This window comes from uncultured Friedmanniella sp. (assembly GCF_964244285.1).
Taxonomy (GTDB): Bacteria; Actinomycetota; Actinomycetes; order Propionibacteriales; family Propionibacteriaceae; genus Microlunatus.
Genome location: NZ_CAXTHT010000003.1, coordinates 542,161 through 563,338, shown reverse-complemented (window position 1 = coordinate 563,338; position 21,178 = coordinate 542,161). Strand labels below are relative to the sequence as shown.

24 protein-coding genes are annotated in these 21,178 nt (G+C 71.8%); 6 read left to right on the top strand and 18 right to left on the bottom strand.

Annotation, left to right across the window (positions count from 1 at the left end):
- Nucleotides 1-5: 5 nt before the first annotated feature.
- On the bottom strand, nt 6-1,433 hold the full coding sequence (gene purB / locus ACFE7W_RS10745; RefSeq protein WP_375424757.1) for an adenylosuccinate lyase: 1,428 nt from the start codon (nt 1,431-1,433) through the stop codon (nt 6-8).
- Nucleotides 1,434-1,435: 2 nt separating this feature from the next.
- Nucleotides 1,436-2,695 (bottom strand): phosphoribosylamine--glycine ligase, encoded by a 1,260-nt coding sequence (purD, locus tag ACFE7W_RS10740; RefSeq protein WP_375424871.1) that lies wholly within the window; start codon nt 2,693-2,695, stop codon nt 1,436-1,438.
- Nucleotides 2,696-2,734: 39 nt separating this feature from the next.
- Here purD and ACFE7W_RS10735 point away from each other — a divergent pair, with 39 nt between their 5' ends.
- Nucleotides 2,735-3,991 (top strand): hypothetical protein, encoded by a 1,257-nt coding sequence (locus ACFE7W_RS10735; protein ID WP_375424756.1) that lies wholly within the window; start codon nt 2,735-2,737, stop codon nt 3,989-3,991.
- 27 nt (nt 3,992-4,018) lie between these two features.
- On the opposite strand, the gene ACFE7W_RS10730 is transcribed toward ACFE7W_RS10735, so the two are convergent.
- The 6 genes from ACFE7W_RS10730 to ACFE7W_RS10705 form a co-directional block, all read right to left on the bottom strand.
- Complete coding sequence (locus tag ACFE7W_RS10730) at nt 4,019-5,041, bottom strand: LacI family DNA-binding transcriptional regulator (protein WP_375424755.1); 1,023 nt, start codon at nt 5,039-5,041, stop codon at nt 4,019-4,021.
- A gap of 32 nt (nt 5,042-5,073) precedes the next feature.
- A complete protein-coding gene (locus ACFE7W_RS10725; protein WP_375424754.1) occupies nt 5,074-6,357 on the bottom strand; it encodes an adenylosuccinate synthase in 1,284 nt (427 codons plus the stop codon).
- A 147-nt stretch (nt 6,358-6,504) separates the two neighbouring features.
- Entirely contained in the window at nt 6,505-6,975 is a 471-nt protein-coding gene (locus ACFE7W_RS10720) for a DUF3151 domain-containing protein (RefSeq protein WP_375424753.1), read from the bottom strand.
- Nucleotides 6,976-6,998: 23 nt separating this feature from the next.
- Nucleotides 6,999-8,042, bottom strand: coding sequence for a magnesium transporter CorA family protein (locus tag ACFE7W_RS10715; RefSeq protein ID WP_375424752.1), 1,044 nt, complete (start codon nt 8,040-8,042; stop codon nt 6,999-7,001).
- 44 nt (nt 8,043-8,086) lie between these two features.
- Nucleotides 8,087-9,112, bottom strand: coding sequence for a class II fructose-bisphosphate aldolase (gene fbaA / locus ACFE7W_RS10710; RefSeq protein WP_375424751.1), 1,026 nt, complete (start codon nt 9,110-9,112; stop codon nt 8,087-8,089).
- Between the two features lie 81 nt (nt 9,113-9,193).
- Nucleotides 9,194-9,727, bottom strand: coding sequence for a hypothetical protein (locus tag ACFE7W_RS10705; RefSeq protein WP_375424750.1), 534 nt, complete (start codon nt 9,725-9,727; stop codon nt 9,194-9,196).
- A gap of 135 nt (nt 9,728-9,862) precedes the next feature.
- Between ACFE7W_RS10705 and ACFE7W_RS10700 the strand changes: the two genes are divergently transcribed.
- Nucleotides 9,863-10,147: a DUF1540 domain-containing protein gene (locus ACFE7W_RS10700; protein ID WP_375424749.1), complete on the top strand. Its 285-nt coding sequence runs from the start codon at nt 9,863-9,865 to the stop codon at nt 10,145-10,147.
- A 30-nt stretch (nt 10,148-10,177) separates the two neighbouring features.
- Here ACFE7W_RS10700 and ACFE7W_RS10695 read toward each other — a convergent pair whose 3' ends face one another.
- Complete coding sequence (locus ACFE7W_RS10695) at nt 10,178-10,951, bottom strand: GntR family transcriptional regulator (protein WP_375424748.1); 774 nt, start codon at nt 10,949-10,951, stop codon at nt 10,178-10,180.
- Between the two features lie 134 nt (nt 10,952-11,085).
- Here ACFE7W_RS10695 and ACFE7W_RS10690 point away from each other — a divergent pair, with 134 nt between their 5' ends.
- Nucleotides 11,086-12,129 (top strand): SIS domain-containing protein, encoded by a 1,044-nt coding sequence (locus ACFE7W_RS10690; protein WP_375424747.1) that lies wholly within the window; start codon nt 11,086-11,088, stop codon nt 12,127-12,129.
- A 23-nt stretch (nt 12,130-12,152) separates the two neighbouring features.
- Here the strand turns inward: ACFE7W_RS10690 and ACFE7W_RS10685 are convergent, their stop codons facing one another.
- From ACFE7W_RS10685 to ACFE7W_RS10675, 3 genes are read right to left on the bottom strand one after another with little or no spacing between them, the layout of a single operon-like run.
- Nucleotides 12,153-12,719 carry a Clp protease N-terminal domain-containing protein gene (locus ACFE7W_RS10685; protein ID WP_375424746.1) on the bottom strand — a complete coding sequence of 189 codons (567 nt, stop codon included), beginning with the start codon at nt 12,717-12,719 and terminating at the stop codon, nt 12,153-12,155.
- 30 nt (nt 12,720-12,749) lie between these two features.
- Nucleotides 12,750-12,965 carry a helix-turn-helix domain-containing protein gene (locus tag ACFE7W_RS10680; RefSeq protein ID WP_375424745.1) on the bottom strand — a complete coding sequence of 72 codons (216 nt, stop codon included), beginning with the start codon at nt 12,963-12,965 and terminating at the stop codon, nt 12,750-12,752.
- A 31-nt stretch (nt 12,966-12,996) separates the two neighbouring features.
- Nucleotides 12,997-13,635 carry a TrmH family RNA methyltransferase gene (locus ACFE7W_RS10675; protein WP_375424870.1) on the bottom strand — a complete coding sequence of 213 codons (639 nt, stop codon included), beginning with the start codon at nt 13,633-13,635 and terminating at the stop codon, nt 12,997-12,999.
- 68 nt (nt 13,636-13,703) lie between these two features.
- Between ACFE7W_RS10675 and ACFE7W_RS10670 the strand changes: the two genes are divergently transcribed.
- Nucleotides 13,704-14,348: a DedA family protein gene (locus tag ACFE7W_RS10670; RefSeq protein ID WP_375424869.1), complete on the top strand. Its 645-nt coding sequence runs from the start codon at nt 13,704-13,706 to the stop codon at nt 14,346-14,348.
- Nucleotides 14,349-14,355: 7 nt separating this feature from the next.
- On the opposite strand, the gene ACFE7W_RS10665 is transcribed toward ACFE7W_RS10670, so the two are convergent.
- The 3 genes from ACFE7W_RS10665 to pyrE all read right to left on the bottom strand — a co-directional run bounded on the left by ACFE7W_RS10665 (nt 14,356) and on the right by pyrE (nt 16,752).
- Nucleotides 14,356-15,300, bottom strand: a complete 945-nt coding sequence (locus ACFE7W_RS10665; RefSeq protein WP_375424744.1) for an aldo/keto reductase — start codon at nt 15,298-15,300, stop codon at nt 14,356-14,358.
- A gap of 19 nt (nt 15,301-15,319) precedes the next feature.
- Nucleotides 15,320-16,090, bottom strand: coding sequence for a LemA family protein (locus ACFE7W_RS10660; protein WP_375424743.1), 771 nt, complete (start codon nt 16,088-16,090; stop codon nt 15,320-15,322).
- 101 nt (nt 16,091-16,191) lie between these two features.
- Entirely contained in the window at nt 16,192-16,752 is a 561-nt protein-coding gene (gene pyrE, locus ACFE7W_RS10655) for an orotate phosphoribosyltransferase (protein ID WP_375424742.1), read from the bottom strand.
- Between the two features lie 285 nt (nt 16,753-17,037).
- Here pyrE and ACFE7W_RS10650 point away from each other — a divergent pair, with 285 nt between their 5' ends.
- The gene (locus ACFE7W_RS10650; protein ID WP_375424741.1) at nt 17,038-17,220 is read left to right on the top strand and encodes a hypothetical protein; all 183 of its coding nucleotides are present in this window, start codon (nt 17,038-17,040) and stop codon (nt 17,218-17,220) included.
- A gap of 38 nt (nt 17,221-17,258) precedes the next feature.
- On the opposite strand, the gene ACFE7W_RS10645 is transcribed toward ACFE7W_RS10650, so the two are convergent.
- From ACFE7W_RS10645 to ACFE7W_RS10635, 3 genes are all read right to left on the bottom strand, one after another.
- Nucleotides 17,259-17,981, bottom strand: coding sequence for a class E sortase (locus tag ACFE7W_RS10645; protein WP_375424740.1), 723 nt, complete (start codon nt 17,979-17,981; stop codon nt 17,259-17,261).
- 71 nt (nt 17,982-18,052) lie between these two features.
- Nucleotides 18,053-18,466 carry a VOC family protein gene (locus ACFE7W_RS10640; RefSeq protein WP_375424739.1) on the bottom strand — a complete coding sequence of 138 codons (414 nt, stop codon included), beginning with the start codon at nt 18,464-18,466 and terminating at the stop codon, nt 18,053-18,055.
- 33 nt (nt 18,467-18,499) lie between these two features.
- Entirely contained in the window at nt 18,500-19,972 is a 1,473-nt protein-coding gene (locus ACFE7W_RS10635) for an NAD-dependent succinate-semialdehyde dehydrogenase (RefSeq protein WP_375424738.1), read from the bottom strand.
- 40 nt (nt 19,973-20,012) lie between these two features.
- On the opposite strand from ACFE7W_RS10635, the gene ACFE7W_RS10630 reads away from it, so the two are divergent.
- Nucleotides 20,013-21,176 (top strand): pyridoxal phosphate-dependent aminotransferase, encoded by a 1,164-nt coding sequence (locus tag ACFE7W_RS10630; RefSeq protein ID WP_375424737.1) that lies wholly within the window; start codon nt 20,013-20,015, stop codon nt 21,174-21,176.
- Nucleotides 21,177-21,178: the final 2 nt, after the last annotated feature.

The window sequence follows — 21,178 nt, the reverse complement described above, 5'->3', positions numbered from 1 at the left end:
GGCTCTCAGAGCACCTCGCCGGGTTCGTACGCCGCCGCCTCGGGATGAGCGGCGGCGATCTCGGCCACCCGGGTCGTCAGCGTGGCCACCTGGAGACCGGCGGTTCCGGTCAGCTCCATCGGGTCGGCCAGGGCCGCGTCCAGGTCGGCCCGGCTGACGCCCAGGCGTCCGTCGCCGGCGAGCCGGTCCAGCAGGTCATTGGCCCCTCCCGACTCCCTCATCCCCAGCGCCACGGCCACCGCGTGCTCCTTGATCACCTCGTGGGCGGTCTCGCGGCCCACCCCGTGCCGGACGGCGGCCATCAGCACCTTGGTGGTGGCCAGGAACGGCAGGTAGCGCTGCAGCTCGGCCTCGATCACCGCCGGGAAGGCCCCGAAGTCCTCGAGCACCGACAGGAACGTCTCGAACAGCCCGTCGAGGGCGAAGAAGGCGTCGGGCAGGGCCACCCGGCGGACCACGGAGTCGGACACGTCACCCTCGTTCCACTGGTCCCCGGCCAGCTCACCCACCATGCTCACGTAGCCCCGCAGCACCACCGAGAGCCCGTTGACCCGCTCGCAGGACCGGGTGTTCATCTTGTGCGGCATCGCACTGGAGCCGACCTGGCCGGGCCGGAAGCCCTCGGTGACCAGCTCGGCGCCGGCCATCAACCGGATCGACGTGGCCACGTTGGAGGGCGCGGCCGCTGTCTGGGCCAGCGCCGTGACCACGTCGTAGTCCAGCGAACGCGGGTAGACCTGACCGGTGCTGACGAAGAGCTGGCCGAAGCCGAGGTGGTCGGCCACCCGCTGCTCCAGCTCGGCCAGCCGGGCCTGGTCGCCCCCGAGCAGGTCCAGCATGTCCTGGCCGGTGCCGACAGGGCCCTTGATGCCGCGCAGCGGGTAGCGGGCGATCAGCTCCTCCAGCCGCGCGTACGCGACCAGCAGCTCGTTGGCGGCGGTGGCGAAGCGCTTGCCCAGGGTGGTCACCTGGGCCGCGACGTTGTGGGAGCGGCCGGCCATCGGGCGGTCGGCGTACTGGGTGGCCAGCCCGGTCAGCCGGACCAGCGCCGCCACCACCCGGTCGCGGATGATCTTGAGTGAGCTGATGATCTGCAGCTGCTCGACGTTCTCCGTCAGGTCGCGCGAGGTCATCCCCTTGTGCACCTGCTCGTGCCCGGCGAGGGCGTTGAACTCCTCGATCCGGGCCTTGACGTCGTGCCGGGTCACGCGTTCCCGGGCGGCGATGCTCTCCAGGTCGACCTGTTCGAGCACCGACCCGTAGGCGGCCAGCACGGCGTCGACGTCGTCGGTGCCAAGATCAACTCCGAGCTCGCGCTGCGCGGTGAGCACGGCCAGCCACAGCTGCCGCTCGGCGATGATCTTGTTCGGTGCCGACCAGACGGACCGCATCTGGGCGGACGCGTACCGGCTGGCCAGGACGTTCGGGACCATGATCAACTTCTCTCGGCGGTAGCCGCGGCGGCGGCGATGTCGGTGCGGTAGAACGAGCCCTCGAGCCGGACGGCCGCGATCCGGGCGTACGCGGACTCCCGCGCGGCGCTCAGGTCCGCGCCGGTGCCCACGACGGCGAGCACCCGGCCACCGGAGCCGACCACCCGGCCCTCGGAGTCCGTGGCGGTCCCGGCCTGGACCACGTAGGCGTCCGGGGCGTCGGCGTCCAGACCAGCGATCACCCCTCCGGTACGGGCCGGGCCGGGGTAGCCGCCGGCGGCCAGCACCACGGCGACGGCCGCGTCGGGGCTCCAGTCCAGCTCCGGGTGCGCAGCCAGGGTGCCGGTGGCGGCTGCGTGCAGCAGCGGGGCCAGCGGGGTCCGCAGCCGGGCCAGCAGCGGCTGGGTCTCGGGGTCGCCGAAGCGGGCGTTGAACTCGATCACCTTGACTCCCCGAGAGGTGAGGGCCAGCCCGGCGTAGAGCAGACCGGCAAAGGGCGTACCCCGCCGCGCCAGCTCGTCCACCGTGGGCTGCAGCACGGTGGCGGTCACCTCGGCGACCAGGTCGGGAGGCGCCCAGGGCAGCGGCGTGTAGGCCCCCATCCCGCCGGTGTTGGGGCCGGCGTCACCGTCCCCGACCCGCTTGAAGTCCTGGGCGGGCTGCAGCGCCCGGACGCAGCTGCCGTCGGTGACCGCGAACAGGCTGACCTCCGGCCCGTCCAGGTACTCCTCGACCACGACCCGCCCGCAGGCGGCGGCGTGGTCCAGCGCCTCCGTCCGGTCGTCGGTGACCACCACCCCCTTGCCGGCGGCCAGCCCGTCATCCTTCACCACGTACGGCGGCCCGAACTCGTCCAGGGCGGCGGCGGCCGCCTCGGCGGTGGCGCAGACGTGGGCCCGGGCCGTCGGAACCCCGGCGGCCGCCATCACGTCCTTGGCGAAGGCCTTGCTGCCCTCGAGCCGGGCCGCGGCGGCGGACGGGCCGAAACAGGCGGTCCCGGCGGCCCGGACCGCGTCGGCCACGCCGGCGACCAACGGCGCCTCCGGACCCACCACCACGAGGTCGGCGCCCAGCTCGCGGGCGAGCGCGGCGACAGCGGCTCCGTCCATGATGTCCACAGCGTGGTTGGTCGCGACCAGGGCGGTCCCCGGGTTGCCGGGCGCGGCGTGCACCTCGGCCACGGCGGGATCGCGGCTCAGCGCCAGCACCAGCGCGTGCTCCCGGCCACCCGACCCGACCACCAGCACGCATCTCGGTTGCACCACGTGGGCAGAGCCTACCGGGGCGATAGCGTTCACCGGGTGCCCGATCCCACCTTCCCGAGGCTCCACGTACGCCCCTCGTCCGGCTGGGTCAACGACCCGAACGGCCTCTGCCGGGTCGACGGGGTCTACCACGTCTTCTTCCAGCTCAACCCGGACCTGCCCACCCACGGCGACATCTGCTGGGGTCACCAGAGCTCTCCGGACCTGCTGCACTGGACCGAGGAGTCCGTCGCGCTCCGCCCTGTGCCGGGTGGGCTCGACGCGGCCGGGTGCTGGAGCGGCTGCATCGTCGAGGACGACGGCGTACCGACCGCGATCTACACCGCCGTCCCGGAACACGCGCACCAGGCCGTGGTGGCCCTCGCCCGCAGTGACCGCTCCCTGCGCCACTGGCAGCGGGACGCCGTGCCGGCGGCGACCACCCCCACCGACGGCTCGGTCAGTGAGGTCCGCGACCCGTTCGTCTTCACCTTCGAGGGGCGCCGCTACGCGGTGCAGGGCGGCGGGAGCCGCACCGGTCCGCCGGCCCTGCTGCTCTACGATGCGACCGACCTGACGTCCTGGCGCCCGCTCGGGCCGATGCTGGACGCCGACGACCCGGTCGCGGCCGCCGTCGCGCCCGCGCAGATCTGGGAGTGCCCCAACCTGTTCGCCCTCGACGGGCGCTGGGTGCTGCTGGTCTCGCTCTGGCGCTGGGTCGACGACAGCCACCTGCTGGCCGGCGTGCGCTGGCTGGTCGGTGACCTGGAACCCGAGGCCGAGGGCCTGCGCTTTCGTCCTCACCGGGGCGGCGTGCTGGACGACGGGCCCGCTCACTACGCACCGCAGGTCCTGCTGGACGGCGACCGGGTCCTGCTCTGGGGCTGGGCGTGGGAGCTGGGCCGGACGCTGGAGCAGGTCAGCGCGGCCGGCTGGGCCGGGGTGCTGACCTTTCCGCGGGAGCTCAGCCTGCGGGACGAGACACTGGTCAGCGTGCCGGCACCGGAGCTGACCGGCCTGCGTCGGGGCGTGCTGGTCGACCAGCCCGGGCCACCGCTGCGCGAACCCGCCTTCGAGGTAATCGCCGCCGGACCTGTCCGGTTGCTGCTGCACCACCCGCCCGGACCGCAGCTGGTGACCGAGGCGCACGGCAGCCCGGAGGAACCGGCACGGATCCTGGTCGACGGCAGCCTCGTCGAGACGTTCGCCGGCCCGAGCTGCTGGACCGGCCGCGCCTACCCCGACGATGGCAGTCACTGGCAGGTCGAGGGCGATCCGGCCGAGGTCGTGGTTCACCGGCTCGGTCTGGAATGAGGCAGCCCGGCGGGCTCAGAGCAGGTCTCAGCGCCCCGAAGCGGGGACGGCGACCGACGACCGGGTCCGCAGCTGGCAGCTGAAGAGCAGCTGACGCACCTCCGGCGGCTCCTCGGCGGCCAGCCGCTCGACCAGCAGGTCGACCGCCTGCTCGGCCATCGCCGCGTCCGGCCGGTGCACCGTGGTCAGGGTGGGCACGAGGCTGCCGGCCAGCTCCTCACCGTCCTCCAGACTCACGACCGACAGAGCGCCGGGGATCGACAGGTGCAGGTCGGCCGCGGCGAGCACCGCGCCCACCGCAAGGCGCTCCTGGGTGCAGATCAGCGAGGTGGGCCGGTCGGGCTCCAGCAGCAGCTGTCGGGCGGCGCGGTAGCCCGCGTCGATGGCGGTCCCGGCGTCGACCGGGGCCGGGGTCGACAGGCCGGCCGCCGTGAACGCCTGTTGCACCCCCCGGACCCGCAGCCGCGTCTGCGGAGCTGCCTCGTCCCCGACCAAGAGCCCGACCGTGCGGTGGCCGTGAGCCAGCAGCGCCTCAGCGGCCAGCCTGCCGGCCCCGACCTCGTCCGGGACCACGCTGGTCAGCGCGGCGTGTGCGTCGACGCAGTTGAGCAGCACGGCCGGCACGCTGAGCAGCACGTCGGGCGGCTCGTACTCGGTCATGTCGGGAGCGATGATCAAGAAGCCGTCCACCTGACGGTCGCGCAGCGTGTCCAGCTGCCGCCGCTCGGTCTCCGGGTCGCCGCCGGTGTCCATCAGCAGCATCAGGTAGTGGTCGGCGTGCGCCCGCTGCCAAGCCGTGTGCAGCAGCACCTGGGCCAGCCGGGCCCGCCCCGGCCAGGAGAGGACGCCCAGGGTGCGGGTCCGTTGGCTGCGCAGGCTGAGCGCGACGGCGTTCGGGGTGTAGCGCAGCTGTTGCGCCGCGGCGATGACCGCCCGCTGCTTCTCGGCGCTGATGTTGCCCGCGGCACGGCCGTTGAGCACCAGCGACACCGCGCTGCGGGACACCCCGGCAAGGTCGGCGACATCTCGTGCCGTGGCCTTGCGCGACATGGTCCCCGCTTCCCGGAGCCGCCCCCTCACGCCTAGAGGAGGTCGTTGATGACAATCGATTGCTCACGGGACGGTCCGACCCCGATGCCCGAGATCCGGGCGCCGCACAGCTCTTCCAGCCGGTTCACGTAGGCCTGCGTGTTCTTGGGCAGGTCGTCGAAGTTCCGGCAGCCGCTGATGTCCTCGCTCCACCCGTCCAGCTCCTCATACACCGGCACCGAACGAGCGAAGTCGGCCTGCGACATCGGGATCGTATCGTGCCGGACGCCGTCGACCTCGTAGCCGATGCAGACCGGGATCCGGTCCCAGCCGGTGAGGATGTCGAGCTTGGTCAAGAAGATGTCGGTGAAGGCGTTCGCCCTGGCCGCAGCCTGGACGACGACCGCGTCGAACCAGCCGCAACGCCGCGGCCGACCGGTCGTGGTGCCGAACTCCGCCCCGTCGGACCGCAGCCGCTCGCCGTCGGCGTCGGTCAGCTCGGTGGGCATCGGGCCCTCGCCCACGCGGGTCGTGTAGGCCTTGGCGATACCGACCACCCGGTCGATCCGGGTGGGACCGACCCCCGAACCCACGCAGGCGCCGGCCGCGACCGGGTTGGAGGACGTGACGTAGGGGTACGTCCCGTGGTCGACGTCGAGGTGGTGGGCCTGGGCGCCCTCGAAAAGCACGACGCCACCGGCGTCCAGAGCCTGGTTGAGCACTCGGCTGACGTCGGTGATGTGCGGCTTCAGCCGCTCGGCGTGGCTGAGCAGGTGGTCGGCGACCTGCGCGGGATCCATCGCCCGGCGGTTGTAGACCTTCACCAGCAGGTGGTTCTTCTGGTCGACGGCCGCCTCGACCTTGTCCCGCAGGATCGACTCGTCCAGCAGGTCCTGGACGCGGATGCCGATCCGGTTGACCTTGTCCGAGTAGGCCGGGCCGACGCCACGGCCCGTGGTGCCGATGCGGTTCTTGCCCAGGAAGCGCTCGGTCACCTTGTCGATCACCTGGTGGTAGCTGGTGATGAGGTGCGCGTTCGCCGAGACGAGCAGGCCGGAGGCGTCGACACCCCGGTCCGCGAGCCCGTCCATCTCCTCGAACAGGACGTCGAGGTCGACGACGACGCCGTTGCCGATCACCGGCACGCAGTTCGGGTTCAGGATCCCCGAGGGGAGCAGGTGCAGCGCGTAGCGCTCACCGTTGACCACGATCGTGTGACCGGCGTTGTTGCCGCCGGAGTACCTCACGCAGTAGTCGACGCGGTCACCGAGCTGGTCGGTCGCCTTGCCTTTGCCCTCGTCGCCCCACTGTGCACCTACCACCACAATGCCCGGCATGTGATCGCCGCCCTTCGCGCGTCACCGCGCAGGAGAAGAGTGAAGCCCCGGACAGCACGGTTCCGCACCGCACCGCACAGGACTCTTACCCCGGAACCCTACCGAACTCGACGGGAACTGTCGCCCCCACGTGCTGCGACCCGCGGCTCAGTCCGAGGTCCGCAGGCCCACCGAGCCGGCGGCGAGAGACGCGTAGCCGGTCTCGGAGGAGTCCCGCAGCAGCTGGGCGCAGCGCTCGTACTCCTCGGTCTCCCCGATCCTCATCGCGGCCATGGCCAGCGCCCAGAGCGCCCGCAGGAAGCCCTGGTTGGGGACATGCTCCCAGGGCACCGGACCGGTACCCCTCCAGCCGGCCCGACGCAGCCCGTCGAGGCCGCGGTGGTAGCCCGTCCGGGCGTAGGCGTACGCACCGAGGTCGCCCGCCAGGCTGGACGTCGCCAGCGCGGTCTCGGCGAGCAGGGCCCAGCACAGGCTGGAGGCCGGGTGGTCGCGCACGACGGTCAGGAACTGCTCCTGGCCACGCTCGGCCAGCTCGGCCGCCGCAGGGTCCACCGGCAGCAGCGTGGGCGCGGGGCCGGCACCGGGGGCGGCGAGCAGGTTGCGATGGGTCTCGGTCACCGCCCCAACCTACCGGCCAGGGCTCAGATCCAGCCGCGGCGGCGGAAGCCCAGGTACAAGATCACCGACGAGACGACCATGATCACCATCGCCACCCAGAAGCCCGTCGACGTGCCGTCGAGGGGGAAGCTCACGTTCATCCCGACGAAGCCGGTGACGAGCGTGGGCACGGCGATGATCGCCGCCCAGCCGCTGAGCTGCTTCATGATCAGGTTCATCCGCAGGTCGGCCAGGGCGAGGCTGGTGTCGAAGACCGAGGACAGCACCTCCCGCAGCGCGTCCGCGGCGTTGGCGGCCCGGGTGTGCCGCTCGGAGAGCACCCGCCACTGCCGGGCGCTGGTGGCGGCCGGGATCCGCTTGCCCTTCGCGGCCGGCAACGGCTCCTCGACGAGGTCGTCCATCACCGTCCGCATCGGCTCGGTGGAGCGGCGCAGCTGGCTGAGGGCGGTCCGCAGCCGGAACGCCTCGAGCTGCTCGTCCTTGGCCAGCGCGCGTTCCTGGTCGAACAAGACGTCGGACAGGGAGTCGGCCGCGTCCTCCAGCCACTGCGCCGCGTCCTCGTAGGTGTGGATGACGGCGGCGAGGAGCAGCTGCAGCCCCGCCTCCACCCCTCCCTCGGCGAGGTCGTGGGCCCGCTGCTGCAGGAGCCGCCCCGGCTTGAACTCGCCTTCGGCCACCAGGCAGATCAGGGCCCGGTCGGTGGCGATGACCGAGATCGGGTGGATCGTCACCGCACGCTGCCGGGTGTCGACGCTCACGTAGTTGGTGATGACCAGCCGGGCGCCGCCGATCGCCTCGAACTTGGCCCGCCGGTCCTCAGCCAGCAGATCGCGGATCGCCAGGTCGTCCAGGTCGAGGGCCTGGGCGACGCCCCGGAGCTCCGCCGCCCCGTAGTCCGGATCGCGGGGCAGCACCCACCAGGCCGACGCGTCGGAGTTGTGCTGCAGGACGTCACTCAGGTTCTCCCCGGTGAGATCCTCGGCGATCACCTTGCCCCGCGACCAGACGCGGCTCAGCGGAACCGGACCGGACGCCTGCTCCGGGGTCGCGGACAACGCGGTGCTCACGGCTTCGAGGGTAGTCCCGTGAGCCCGCGTCGACCGGTCAGGACTCAGCCGAGGAGGGAGGTGCCGGTGCTGCGCAGGTCCTCGCAGGCGTGCGCGATCCGGGCGGCCATCCCGGCCTCAGCGGCCTTGCCCCAGGCCCGCGGGTCGTAGGCCTTCTTGTTGCCGACCTCGCCGTCCACCTTGAGCACCCCGTCGTAGTTGCTGAACATGTGGGCGGCCGCCGGGCGGGTGAACGCGTACTGGGTGTCGGTGTCGATGTTCATCTTGATCACGCCGTAGTCGACGGCCGCACGGATCTCCTCGAGCGTGGAGCCCGAGCCGCCGTGGAAGACCAGGTCGAAGGGGTTGGCCTGGCCGATCTTGGCGCCCACAGCCTCCTGGATGTCCTTGAGGACCTCCGGCCGCAGCTTGACCGATCCGGGCTTGTAGACCCCGTGCACGTTGCCGAAGGTCAGGGCGGTGATGTAGCGCCCGTGCTCACCGGTGCCCAGCACCTCGACGGTGCGCAGGCCGTCCTCGACGGTCGTGTAGAGCTTGTCGTTGATCTCGTGGCTGACGCCGTCCTCCTCCCCGCCGACCACGCCGACCTCGATCTCGAGGATGATCCGGGCCTTCGCGGTGAGGGCGAGCAGCTCGTGGGCGATGGAGAGGTTCTCCTCGACCGGTACCGCCGAGCCGTCCCACATGTGGGACTGGAACAGCGGGTTCTCGCCGCGGTCCACCCGCTCCTGGGAGATGGCGATCAAGGGGCGGACGTAGCCGTCCAGCTTGTCCTTGGGGCAGTGGTCGGTGTGCAGCGCGATGTTGACCGGGTAGTTCTTGGCCACCTCGTGGGCGTAGGCGGCCAGCGCGGCGGCGCCGGTGACCTGGTTCTTGATCGTCGGGCCGGAGGCGTACTCCGCACCGCCGGTGGAGACCTGCACGATGCCGTCGGACCCCGCCTCGGTGAACCCCTGCAGGGCCGCGTTCAGGGTCTGAGACGAGCTGACGTTGATGGCCGGGTAGGCGAAAGAGCCCTTCTTGGCCGCGTCGATCATCTGCGCGTAGACCTCTGGGGTGGCGATGGGCATGGGCGTTCTCCTACGGGTACCGGCGGTAGTGGACTTCTCGGCCAAGTCTGTCAGGGGTCGGCGAGGTCGCCAACCACCCTCCTAGCTCTCGAGCGCGGCCAGGTCGACGCCGTGCCGTCCGGCGGAGTAGGCGCGAGCCGTGCTGTCCAGCGTCGCGGGGTGCACGACGACCTGGTTCAACGGCACCGAGGCCGGTTCCCCGGAGGTCCGTCGCAGCTCCAGCCGCGGGCTGCGCCCGAGACCGCCCGAGACGACGCTGAGGCCGCGGACATCCGGCCAGCCGGCGAAGCTGCCGGCCACCTCCACGCCCGCCCGGCCGATCCTGATCGCCGTTCCGCTGCCGAGGGTGCCGAGCTCGCGGCGGGCCAGCAGGTAGCCGACCACGGTGACGGCGAACCAGGCGAGTGAGATCACCAGCGCCAGCCCGTAGACGGCGAGGAACCCCGCTGCCTGCAGGCGCTCGCCGCCGAACCGGTAGAGCAGCACCAAGATCACCACGGTGATCCCCAGGCTGACCAGGCGGGAGCGGACGGTGCGACGTCGCCGGAGGACGGCGGCCGCCAGCTCCGACCCGTCGTAGGGCACCGCCAGCTCCTCGATCGGGCCGGTGCTCATGTCCCCAGTGTGCCGGACAGCGGCGCCGCTCCGGGCTGCTCGGGGGGTGGTTAGCCGAGCCTCGCCTGGCTATCGCTCCGGCCGGGACCGGCCTACGGTCGTTCCAGGCTTCGCCAACCACACGAGGAGAGAACCATGACCAGCATGCTCGAGATGCCCCAGGTGAGTGACTGCACGGCGACGTCGTGCGCCTACAACCACGACGGCTGTCACGCCTTCGCGGTCAACATCGACTCGGCGGCGACGTGCGGCACCTTCCTGTCCCTGAACGAGAAGGGCGGCCTCGACGTCGTCGCCCAGGTGGGCGCGTGCCAGCGCCAGGACTGCGTCCACAACCAGGCCCTGGAGTGCCACGCCAGCTCGATCACGGTCGGCTTCACCAGCGACAACGCCGACTGCCTGTCCTACCAGTCCGCCTGAGCCGCCCGCCTCTCTTCTTGCGCGTAGGCCTCAGTTCTCGCGCGCCCCGCGGGGCGTGATGGCCATGTGGATGCGATAGCGGTCGGCCCGGTACCACGAGGTCGACAGTTCGATCACGCGGTCGCCGGCGTAGGTGACCCGTTCCTGCACCAGCAGCGGCGCCCGCTTGGCGATCCCCAGCACCCGCGCCTGGGACGCGTCGGCGGACTCGGCCCGGACGGTCTGCTCGCCGCTGGTCACCACCACCCCGTACTCGCTGGCGAAGACGTCGTACAGCGCCCCCAGCTCGCGCTGCAGCAGTCCGGGGAAGAGCGCGGACGGGTACTGCCCCACCTCATAGGCCATCGGCGTCCCGTCCGCGGTGCGCAGCCGTTCGACGCGCACCACCGGCCGACCGGGCCGGATCCGGAGCGCGTAGGCCACGTCGTCGTCGGCCGCCTCCTCCCGGGCCGAGAGCACCACGGTGGCCGGGACCAGCCCGCGGTCGCGCATCTCGCGGGAGAACGAGGTGAGGTGCAGCCGGGAGTCGACCTGGGGGCCGGTGACGTAGGTGCCCTTGCCGTGGACGCGTTCGAGCGCCCCGGTCTCCACGAGGTCCGCGATGGCCTGCCGGACGGTGACCCGGCTGACGGCGAGCCGGACCACCAGGGCCCGCTCGGACGGGATGGCGTCACCCGGGTTGAGCTCGGTGTCGATCAACGTCTCGAGGATCGCCCGGACCTGCGCCCGCTTGGTCGTGGCTGGGGTCAGCGGGCGGTCGAGTCGGTACGGACCGAAGTCGCCGCGGCTGAGGTTGTGCTGCAATGCTTCTCCTCGCTACTGGTTCGTCTAGTAGACCAGTAAAGACCAGCCCCGCAGAGACCAGCCCCACACCGTCCAGCCCAGACCAGATCAGCCCAGACCAGATCAGCCCAGACCAGACCAGCAGGAGGCCCGACGTGGCGAACCCGACCCGGATGGCTCGTGAGGTCGCCGAGCAGCCGGCCGCGATCGCCCGGACGCTCGAGGCCCTGCTGCCCCTGCGAGCCGAGGTGACCGCGCTGGCCCGGGGCCGGCGTCGGCTGCTGCTGGTGGCTCGGGGCTCCAGCGACAACGCGGCCATCTACGCCCGCTACCTCGCCGAGGTGCACGCGGGCATGGCCGGCGCGCTGGCGGCTCCCTCGGTCGCCACCCTCTACGACGCGCAGCTCGACCTGTCCGACACCGTCACCGTGGCCGTCAGCCAGTCCGGGTCGACGGCGGAGATCGTGGAGACGCTCGAGTGGGCCAAGGCGTCCGGCGCGGCGACCGTGGCGGTGACCAACATCGCGGACTCACCGCTGGCCCTGATCGCGGACGTGGCGCTGGTCACCCAGGCCGGGCCGGAGCTGGCCGTGCCCGCCACCAAGACCTACACGACCCAGGTGGCCGCTCTCGCCGTCGCGGTCGACGCTCTGGCCTCGACCCCCGGCACCCTGGACGCGGAGTTCGCCACCGTGGCCGCCGAGGCCGAGCGGATGCTGGAACCCGGAGACGCCCTGGACGCCATGGTCGAGCTGCTCGCGAACACCGACGAGGTGTTGGCCAGTGGCCGCGGCCTGGCCTTCGGCACCACCCTCGAGGTCGCGCTCAAGCTGGAGGAGACGTGCCTCCGGCCCGTCCGGGGGCTGTCCTACGCCGACCTCAAGCACGGTCCGATCGCGATCGTGGACCAGCACCTGGTGACCCTGCTCGTCGCCGGCCCGAGCGGTCCGACGCTGCCGGGCCTGGTCGACCTGGCCGCCACGGCGCGCACGGCCGGCAGCCCCGTCCTGGGGGTCGGCGGGGACGCCGGCTTCCGGTCGGCCTGCGACCTCGCGGTGCCCGGACCGGCACTCTCGGAGCTGCTCGCTCCCCTGGCCCTGGTCATCCCGGCTCAGCTGCTCGTGGAGCGGCTGGCCCGCCGGCTCGGACTGGACCCCGACGCGCCGCGTGGACTGAAGAAGGTCACCCAGACCGACTGAGACCCGACGTGTCGCTCGGAGGATCAGGCGGCCTCGGCCCGGCCGGCCAGCACGAGCCGACGCAGGGTGGTCCGGTCCTGAGTGACGCCCAGCCGGGCCAGCAGCCGTAGCGCCGTCCCCTGCTCGGTGGCCAGCAGGCCGAGGAACAGGTGCTCGAGGGCCAGCTCGCGGTGCCGCTCGCCCACCGCCTCGCGCAGAGCGAGCTCCAGAGATGACTTGGCTTCGGTGCTGAAGGGCAGGGCACCTGCGCCCGCACGGCGGCCGAAGAGCCCGGGGCGCTGCCGTCGTCCACGGTCCAGCGCGCCCGCCCCGAACGTCGCCTCCGCCTGACGGCGCACCGAGTCGAGGTCGATCCCCAGCGAACCGAGCGCGGAGGCGTCGCCGGCGTCGAACGTCTCCTCGGCCACCACCGCGCCGGCGGGCAGGTCGACGCCCAGGCCGCGGAGGACCCGTGCCGGCACGCCGTCGGGGTCGTCGAGCACCGCGGCCAGCAGGTCGCCGGCCCCGATCTCGGTGCGCTGGAGGTGGTAGGCGTGCTGCTGGGCACCGACGACAGCGGAGCGGGCGGCAGCGGTGAAGCGTTCGAACATGGCGGACCTTTCCTGGTGCGGTTGGTGCGGTCAGGAGGTGTGGTGGGCGTGCTTCTTATGCACCGCCTGCTTGGAGACTCCGACCACGGCGGCGATCTCGGCCCACGACCAGCCCTGCTGGCGGGCGCTCGCGACCTGGAGGTCCTCGAGCTGCTCGGTGAGTCGCCGCAGGGCCGCCACAGCCCGCAGCCCCACCGAAGGGTCGGGACTGGTCGTGCCCTCGACGGTGTCGCTTGGGGAAGCCATACCGTCACCTTAGGTTGACGATGCGTTCTCGTCAACCATTATTGACGACAGGTCCCCAGCGAGTCGTCCAGGCGAACATCGCGATCGCGGCGGCCGCACCGGCGTTCAGCGAGCGGGTGGAGCCGTACTGGGTGATGGCTACCAGCGACCGGCAGACCGCCAGCATCTCCTCGGTCAGGCCCGGGCCCTCGGAGCCGAAGACCAGGCAGGCACGCTCTGGCAGCGGGGTGGTCTCGATGGGCGTCGAGCCCGGCAGGTTGTCCACGCCGACGGCGACGTAGTCGTGCGTCTGGAGCCAGGCCCCGAAGTCGGCCACGTCCGGGTGGTGCTCGACGTGCAGGTAACGGTCGGTGACCATCGCTCCCCGCCGGTTCCAGCGGCGCCGACCGACGATGTGGACGCCGGCCACGTTGAAGGCGTTCGCCGTCCGGACCATCGAGCCGATGTTGAAGTCGTGCTCCCAGTTCTGGATCGCCACCCGCAGCGGGTGGCGCCGGGTGTCCAGGTCGGCGACGACCGCCTCCAGCCGCCAGTAGCGGTAGCGGTCCACGACGTTGCGGTGGTCGCCGCCCGCGAGCAGCTCCGGATCGTAGTGCGCACCGTCCGGCCAGGGCTCCGGGTGCGGCCCGACGCCCGGCCCGGCCACGGCGGCCACCTCGTCCTCGCTCAGCAAACCCACAGTCGCCGACGGTACCGTTCTCCGTCGTGACCCCACTCGACGCCGTGCTCGTGACGCCGATGCTGCTGCCCTCGTGGTTCGACCCCGAGGTGATCATCAACTGGCTCGGCCCGTACGCGCTGTGGGGCGTCGCCTTCATCGTCTTCGCCGAATGCGGCCTGTTCGCCATCCTGCCCGGCGACTCGCTGCTCTTCACCATCGGGATCTTCGTGGCCCTCGGGTCGATCGACCACTCGATGGTCTTCGTCTGTACGGTGCTGACCCTCGCCGCGGTGCTCGGCAACGTCAGCGGCTACCTGCTCGGGCGGTTGATCGGACCGCCGCTGTTCCGCGAGCGCCGTGGGGTGCTGGGGCAGGTCTTCAAGCCGTCCTACGTCGAGAAGACCCGCATCTTCCTCGACCGCTACGGCAGCCGCGCGCTGGTCCTGGCCCGCTTCGTCCCTATCGTCCGGACCTTCGTCACTCTCGTGGCCGGGGTGAGCCGGATGAGCTTCCGGCACTTCATCGCCTACACCGCGGTCGGTGGCGTCCTGTGGGCCGTCGGCGTGACGACGCTGGGCTACTACCTCGGCAACGTCAGCTTCATCAAGAACAACATCGACGCCGTGCTGGTGCTGATCGTCGGAGTCTCGCTGATCCCGATGGCTGTGGAGTTCCTGCTCGCCCGCCGCCGCCGCCAGCGCCGGCAGGCGGCCGCGGTCTGAGCCCGGGTCAGCCCGTGATCCGGCGCAGCTCCTCCAGGTCTTCCGGCGTCGGCTCCCACAGGCCCGCCTCGACGTTCTGCTCGATCTGCTCGACCTTGGTGGCGCCGGCGATGACCGAGCCGACGGTAGGCATAGCGGCCAGCCCGCCCACGGCCACGGCCAGCAGCGGGACACCCCGCTCGGCGGCGAACTTCTCGAGGGCCTCGACGGTGTCGAAGTCGGCTCCCTCGAGCACCTCGGCGCGACCGGCCAGCCGGGTGCCGTCCGGAGCGACCTGACCGCGCTTGTACTTGCCGGTCAGCAGACCGCTGGCCAGCGGGAAGTACGGCAGCAGGCTCTGCCCGGTGTGGGTGAGGGCCGGCACCAGCTCGGCCTCGATGCCCCGCTTCAGCCACGAGTACTCGTTCTGCGCGGAGACGAAACCCGTCAGGTGCCGGGTCCGGGCGGTCCAGTCGGCGTCGACGACCTGCCAGCCGGCGAAGTTGGAGGACCCGACGTAGCGGACCTTGCCCTCGGCGACGAGCTCGGTCAGCGCGGCGAGGGTCTCCTCGACCGGCGTCGCCGGATCCGGCGCGTGCATCTGGTAGAGGTCGATCCAGTCGGTGCCCAGCCGCCGCAGGCTGGCCTCGACCGCCAACCGGATGTAGCGGCGGGAGCCGCGGACACCCCAGTCGGGGCCGTTCGTCCCGCCCATGTCCATGCCGAACTTGGTGGCGAGGACCACCTGCTCGCGTCGGCCCTGCAGGGCCCGACCGAGGAGCCGCTCCGAGCCACCCCGGTTACCGTAGACGTCGGCGGTGTCGAACAGGGTGATGCCGGCCTCGATCGCCGCGTCGACCACCCGGGGGACGTCCTCGTCAGCCATCCGGGCGCCGAAGTTGTTGCAGCCGATCCCGACGGTGGAGACGGTGAGGCCCGAGGGTCCGAGCTGGCGGTAGGTCATGTCCGGCATGGGCGGATCTCCTGAGGTGCTACTGCTGGGGCGGCTGGTACCCACCAGTCTGCGGGGGCTGGTACTGACCCTGCTGCTGGGGCGGGGGCGCGTACTGCTGCTGCGGGTTGGGCATCGAGTCGGCACCACCGCCGAACTGGACGGGCGGCGCGCTCTGCTGCGGCGGCAGCTGACCCTGTTGCGGGTCACCGCGGTAGGCGATCTCGCCGAAGCTGACGCTGGGCGCCTGCCGGACCGAGGGGTCGTTCACCTCGAAGTAGGTGGCCTTCTCGAAGTGGAACATGTTGGCGATCAGGTTGGACGGCACCGACTCGACCCTGGTGTTGTAGACCCGCACGTTGGCGTTGTAGAAGCGGCGGCCGGCGGCGATCCGGTCCTCGGTCTCGGCCAGCTGACGCTGCAGCTCGAGGAAGTTCTGGTTGCTCTTCAGGTCGGGGTAGGCCTCGACGCTGACGATCAGGTTGTGGACCGCGCCGGACAGCGCCTGCTCCACGTCGGCCCGCTGCTGGCTGGGCAGGGCCCCGTCGGACTGGGCGACCGACTGGGCCTGGCTGCGCAGCCGGGTGATGTCCTCCAGCGTGTTGCGCTCGTGCGCAGCGTAGGCCCGGACCGTCTCCACCAGGTTGGGGATCAGCTCGTAGCGGCGGTTCAGCTCGACGTCGATCTGGCGCCAGGACTCCTGGATGAGGTTCCGGGACTTCACGAAGCCGTTGTAGGAGCCCATCGCGATCAGGGCGATGATGACGACGATCACCACGAGGATGATGATCAGGGTGATGGCGGTGCCCATCGGATCTCCTTGGCCACGTCGGTCGCCGGCTCAGGGGGAGCCGCCGAAGCGCTCCCACAGTAGTGCCTGAGCGGGTCCGGCGTCCGGACTCGCGACGACGCTCAGTGGAGGCCGAGATCGGCCGCCGAGACGGCGTACCGGTAGGGCAGGCCGGCGGCCTCGATCTGCTCCCGGGCCCCAGTGTCGCGGTCCACGATCACCGCCACGCCCACCACTTCGGCGCCGGCCTCCCGCAGGGCCTCGACGGCGGTCAGCACCGAGCCGCCCGTGGTGCTGGTGTCCTCCACGGCGACCACCCGTCGTCCCTCGACCGGTGAGCCCTCGATGCGCCGCTGCAGCCCGTGGGCCTTGCCCTGCTTGCGGACGACGAAGGCGTCCAGCCGGCCGCCCGTCGCGGCGCTGGCGTGCAGCATCGCGGTGGCCACCGGATCGGCGCCGAGAGTGAGACCGCCCACCGCATCGAAGTCCCAGCCGTCCACCAGCTCGAGCATCACCCGGCCGACGATGGGCGCGGTCTCACCGTCCAGGGTGATCCGGCGCAGGTCGACGTAGTAGTCGGCGGTCCGGCCAGAGCTCAGCGTCACCTCTCCGTGGACCACGGCCAGGGCCCCGATCCGCTCGATGAGGCGGTCCCGGTCGGAGGTCGGAGGGGTCTCGGACATGGCGCGAGACTAGTCCAGCCGGACGCAGCGGCCGCAGCCTCGGCGTCGGTAGCGGGTCAACTCGGCCATCCGGAGACAGGCCGCGGTGTCGAGTTCAACCGCCGGCCATCTCGAGTTGGTCAATTAACCCCATTCGCCAGACGACGCGAGGCGACCTCGCTATCGTCGGCAGCGAAGAGGCGGGCTCCCACTCACGCGGAACCTGCGTCGATTCGGGGGAATCGGGATGCCTGCACCACATCAGCTGCGCCTGCGCGCGAGCCGCCGCACCGTGGGCGGGACGTCATGAGGTCGGTCCACCCCGGCAACGACAGCCCCGCGTTCAGCGGCACGACCTCCGTCCTCCGCGACGTCGGCCCCACCCGCGGCATGGCGCGGATCCCGCGCGTCGCCGACGGGGCGGCGCCGATGGTGCCCGGGCCTCGTCGTTCCCCGGACACCGCCGCGGCCGGACCGTTGCCGGTCTGACCGCAGCACGCCAGCCTCGGTCACCGGGCTATCGGCACCTACGTGTTCTGCGTGCTGGCCAGGTGACCGAAGGCGACGGAGCGGTCGGCGGAGTGGAAGAGGTCCTGGCAGGTCGTCACGGTGATCAGCGGCCTGGTCGCCCGCGTCTCCGGCTCCCCCGGGACGGGGTCGAGGACCCAGCCGGCCGTGTCCTTGACCGTCAGGTCCCTGGGTGCGGTGTCGAGGACGTAGGTGTAGACCGCTGAGGAGGTCTCGACCACGACCTGGTCTCCCTTGCCGAGCTCGAGCAGCCGGGAGAACGGCTCGCCGTGCGTGACGCGGTGACCGGCGATGGCGAAGTTGCCGACGGCGCCCGGTGCGGCGGTCCCCTCGTAGTGGCCGACTCCCTCGGAGAGCTGGTCCAGACCGGTGCCCTCCACGACGGGAACCTCGTAGCCGGCGCCGAAGCGCGGGATGCGGAGCAACGCGGTGGCGTGACCCGGAAGTGGCGGGCTGCCGGCCGGCGCGGAGGCGCCCGAGGCCGGTGGCGTCGCGGCCGGCCCGGCGGCGTCCCAGCTGTTGCGGAGCTCCTGGCGCTCCCGGGAGAACCGCCGGTCAGCCACCACGTTGGTGCCGAAGTACTGGTAGGCCACCCAGCCCAGGCAGCTCAGCCCCGCGACCAGGAGCAGCAGCCCGACGACGGTGAGCACGGACGGCCGGCGACGGGACCGGCTGCGCGGGGCGACGGCCGTCGATCCAGCACCCTGGGGGGAAGGGCTCACCCCGACATGCTCTCACCGGAACCGGCCCCGCACAGCCCCCTCGCCGCGCTCGGCGGGCAGGAGATCGAGGGTTACTTGGCGGCGAAGATCTCCAGGGCGATGTTGTCGGGATCGCGGAACTCCAGGATGTAGCCGGCACCGATGTCCTTGATGCCGCCATGGCCGACACCGAGCCCGTCCAGGGTGGCGACGGCGTCCACCAGGTCGACGTGCGAACCCACCGCGAAGCTGACGTGGTCCAGCCCGGTGCGGTTCTCCGAGAACTCGTCGGCGGAGACTGGCCGCAGGCCGAGCAGGGAGTCACCGAGGTGATAGATCACGCCACCGAACAGAAAGTCCAGCTGTTGGCGCGTCGCCTCGTCGGCGTCGGCCGGTAGCTCGAAGGCCACCGGCAGTCCCAGGACGTCGTCGTAGAACCTCCGTGAGCGGTCGATGTCGGTGACGGTGAGGCGTACGTGGGCGTAGGCGGTCGTGGGTATGGGCACGGCCCGATCATGCCGGGTGTGACCAACCCGGCGTCAGCGGTAGGGGTCGGGGCTCAGCGTGTACTTGGTCGAGAGGTACTCCCCGATGCCCTCGAGTCCGCCCTCGCGGCCGACCCCGGACTGCTTCACCCCACCGAAGGGCGCGGCGGCGTTGGAGATGACCCCGACGTTGAGGCCCATCATCCCGGTCTCGAGCCGGTCGATCAGGCGGTGGCCGCGGTCGGCGTCGCGGGTGAACGCGTAGCCCACCAGGCCGTATTCGGTGTCGTTGGCCAGCCGGACGGCCTCGTCCTCGTCGGCGAAGGTCGAGATGCTCAGCACCGGACCGAAGATCTCCGCCGCCAGGATGTCGCTGCCCGGCGGCACGTCGGTGACCACGGTGGCGGCGTAGAACGTGCCGGGCCGGTCGACCCGCTGACCACCGGTGAGCACCTCGGCCCCACGGTCGACGGCGTCCCGGACCAGGTCGTCGGCCTTCTGCACCGCGGCGGCGTTGATCAGCGGACCGATCTGCACCCCGTCCTCGGTCCCCCGCCCCAGCCGGAAGGCGTCCACCCGCTCCGTCACCCGGCCGGCGAACTCCTCGGCGACCCGCTCGTGCACCAGGAAGCGGTTCGCCGCCGTGCAGGCCTGGCCGACGTTGCGGAACTTGGCCAGCATCGCGCCCTCGACGGCGGCGTCGAGGTCGGCGTCCTCGAAGACCAGGAACGGCGCGTTGCCGCCGAGCTCCATCGAGGTCCTGAGCACCCCCTCGCTGGCCTGGGCCAGCAGCCGCTTGCCTACGGGCGTGGAGCCGGTGAAGCTCAGCTTGCGCAGCCGCCGGTCGGCGATGATCGGTGCCGACACGTCCCCGGCCGTGGAGGTGACCACCACGTTGAGCACCCCCGGCGGGAGCCCGGCCTCGAGCAGCAGGTCGGCCACGTACAGCGTGGTCAGCGGGGTGAGCTCGGCCGGCTTGACCACGGCGGTGCAGCCGGCGGCCAGCGCCGGCGCGATCTTGCGGGTAGCCATGGCCAGCGGGAAGTTCCAGGGCGTGATCAGGTAGCAGGGCCCGACGGGATGCTTGCTGACGGTCATCCGCCCGGTGCCCTCGGGATTCACCCCGTAGCGGCCGGCGATGCGGACGGCCTCCTCGGCGTGCCAGCGCAGGAACTCACCGCCGTAGGCGACCTCGGCCCGGGACTCCGCCAGCGGCTTGCCCATCTCCAGCGTCATCAGCAGCGCGATGTCGTCGCGGTGGGCCTGGACCAGCTCGAAGGTGCGCCGCAGCAGCTCCGAGCGCTCGCGGGGCGGCGTACGGGCCCAGCCGGGGGCGGCCGCGGCCGCGGCGTCCATCGCCGCCGCACCGTCCGCGACGCCGCCGTCGGCGACGGTCTTGATCACGGCCCCGGTCGACGGGTCCTCGACGTCGAGCGACTGGCCCGAGGCGGCGGGACGCCACTCGCCGCCGATCAGCAACCCGTCCGGAACCGACTCCAGCAACGACCGTTCCGACGCCTCAGACATACCCCGGACCCTACTGGGGGCAGGATCTAGGCTTCCGGGCATGTCCTCACGGTGGAAAGCCGAGCGCGTCGCGGCGTCGACCGCGACGATCTTCGCGGAGATGTCGGCGCTCGCGGTGGCGACCGGATCGGTCAACCTCGGCCAGGGCTTTCCCGACACCGACGGTCCGGCGTTCATGCTCGAGGAGGCGAGGGCGGCCATCGCGGCGGGGGTCAACCAGTACCCGCCGGGCCGCGGCATCGCCCCGCTGCGCCAGGCGATCGCGGCCCACAGCCGACGTCACTACGGGCTGGAGTACGACCCGGACACCGAGGTGCTGGTGACCACCGGGGCCACCGAGGCGATCGCGGCGGCGATGCTGGCCTTCGTCGACCCGGGCGACGAGGTCGTGGCCCTCGAACCGTTCTACGACTCCTACGCCGCCTCGATCGAGCTGGCCGGCGGCCGGCGGGTGGGCGTCGGACTCTTCGGCCCCGGCTTCCGCCTCGACCATGCCGAGCTGGCCGCCGCGTTCAGCCCTCGGACCAAGGTCGTGCTGCTCAACTCCCCGCACAACCCGACCGGGACGGTGCTGGACCGGGCCGACCTGGCCGAGGTCGCCCGGCTGGCCGTCGCCCACGACGTGCTGGTGGTCTGCGACGAGGTCTATGAGCACCTGGTCTTCGACGACGCCGAGCACCTGCCGCTGGCCGCGTTCCCCGGCATGCGGGAACGCACCATCCGGATCTCGTCGTCGGGCAAGACGTTCTCGGCCACGGGCTGGAAGATCGGCTGGGCGCTCGGACCGGCCGAGCTGGTCACCGAGGTCACCGCGGTCAAGCAGTTCCTCACCTTCGTCTCCGGCGCCCCCTTCCAACCGGCGGTGGCCCGGGCCTTGGACGAGGGCGACGCGTGGGTCGAGGAGGCCCGGCTGGGCCTGCAGGGCAAGCGGGACCGGCTCGCCGACGGGCTCCGCTCGGTCGGGCTCGACCCGGTGGTTCCCCGCGGCACCTACTTCATGACCACCGACGTCCGGGCGCTGGGCTACGACGACGGCGTCACCTTCTGCCGCGAGCTGCCGCACCACTGCGGGGTCGTGGCCATCCCGCACGCGGTCTTCTACGACCGGGTCGAGGCCGGACGGCCCTACGTCCGGTGGGCATTCTGCAAGCGCGACAGCGTCCTGGACGAGGCCGTCGAACGACTCGGCCGGCTGCGGGTCTGACG

Coding starts and splice junctions, on each gene's coding strand:
- ACFE7W_RS10685 (WP_375424746.1), bottom strand. CDS start 12,719: ATGTTCGAACGCTTCACCGCTGCCGCCCGCTCCGCTGTCGTCGGTGCC.
- pyrE (WP_375424742.1), bottom strand. CDS start 16,752: ATGTCCGAGACCCCTCCGACCTCCGACCGGGACCGCCTCATCGAGCGG.
- ACFE7W_RS10660 (WP_375424743.1), bottom strand. CDS start 16,090: ATGGGCACCGCCATCACCCTGATCATCATCCTCGTGGTGATCGTCGTC.
- ACFE7W_RS10680 (WP_375424745.1), bottom strand. CDS start 12,965: ATGGCTTCCCCAAGCGACACCGTCGAGGGCACGACCAGTCCCGACCCT.
- ACFE7W_RS10635 (WP_375424738.1), bottom strand. CDS start 19,972: ATGTCTGAGGCGTCGGAACGGTCGTTGCTGGAGTCGGTTCCGGACGGG.
- ACFE7W_RS10670 (WP_375424869.1), top strand. CDS start 13,704: ATGCTGCTGCCCTCGTGGTTCGACCCCGAGGTGATCATCAACTGGCTC.
- ACFE7W_RS10665 (WP_375424744.1), bottom strand. CDS start 15,300: ATGCCGGACATGACCTACCGCCAGCTCGGACCCTCGGGCCTCACCGTC.
- ACFE7W_RS10725 (WP_375424754.1), bottom strand. CDS start 6,357: ATGCCGGGCATTGTGGTGGTAGGTGCACAGTGGGGCGACGAGGGCAAA.
- ACFE7W_RS10730 (WP_375424755.1), bottom strand. CDS start 5,041: ATGTCGCGCAAGGCCACGGCACGAGATGTCGCCGACCTTGCCGGGGTG.
- ACFE7W_RS10700 (WP_375424749.1), top strand. CDS start 9,863: ATGACCAGCATGCTCGAGATGCCCCAGGTGAGTGACTGCACGGCGACG.
- fbaA (WP_375424751.1), bottom strand. CDS start 9,112: ATGCCCATCGCCACCCCAGAGGTCTACGCGCAGATGATCGACGCGGCC.
- ACFE7W_RS10650 (WP_375424741.1), top strand. CDS start 17,038: ATGAGGTCGGTCCACCCCGGCAACGACAGCCCCGCGTTCAGCGGCACG.
- purB (WP_375424757.1), bottom strand. CDS start 1,433: ATGGTCCCGAACGTCCTGGCCAGCCGGTACGCGTCCGCCCAGATGCGG.
- ACFE7W_RS10705 (WP_375424750.1), bottom strand. CDS start 9,727: ATGAGCACCGGCCCGATCGAGGAGCTGGCGGTGCCCTACGACGGGTCG.
- ACFE7W_RS10630 (WP_375424737.1), top strand. CDS start 20,013: ATGTCCTCACGGTGGAAAGCCGAGCGCGTCGCGGCGTCGACCGCGACG.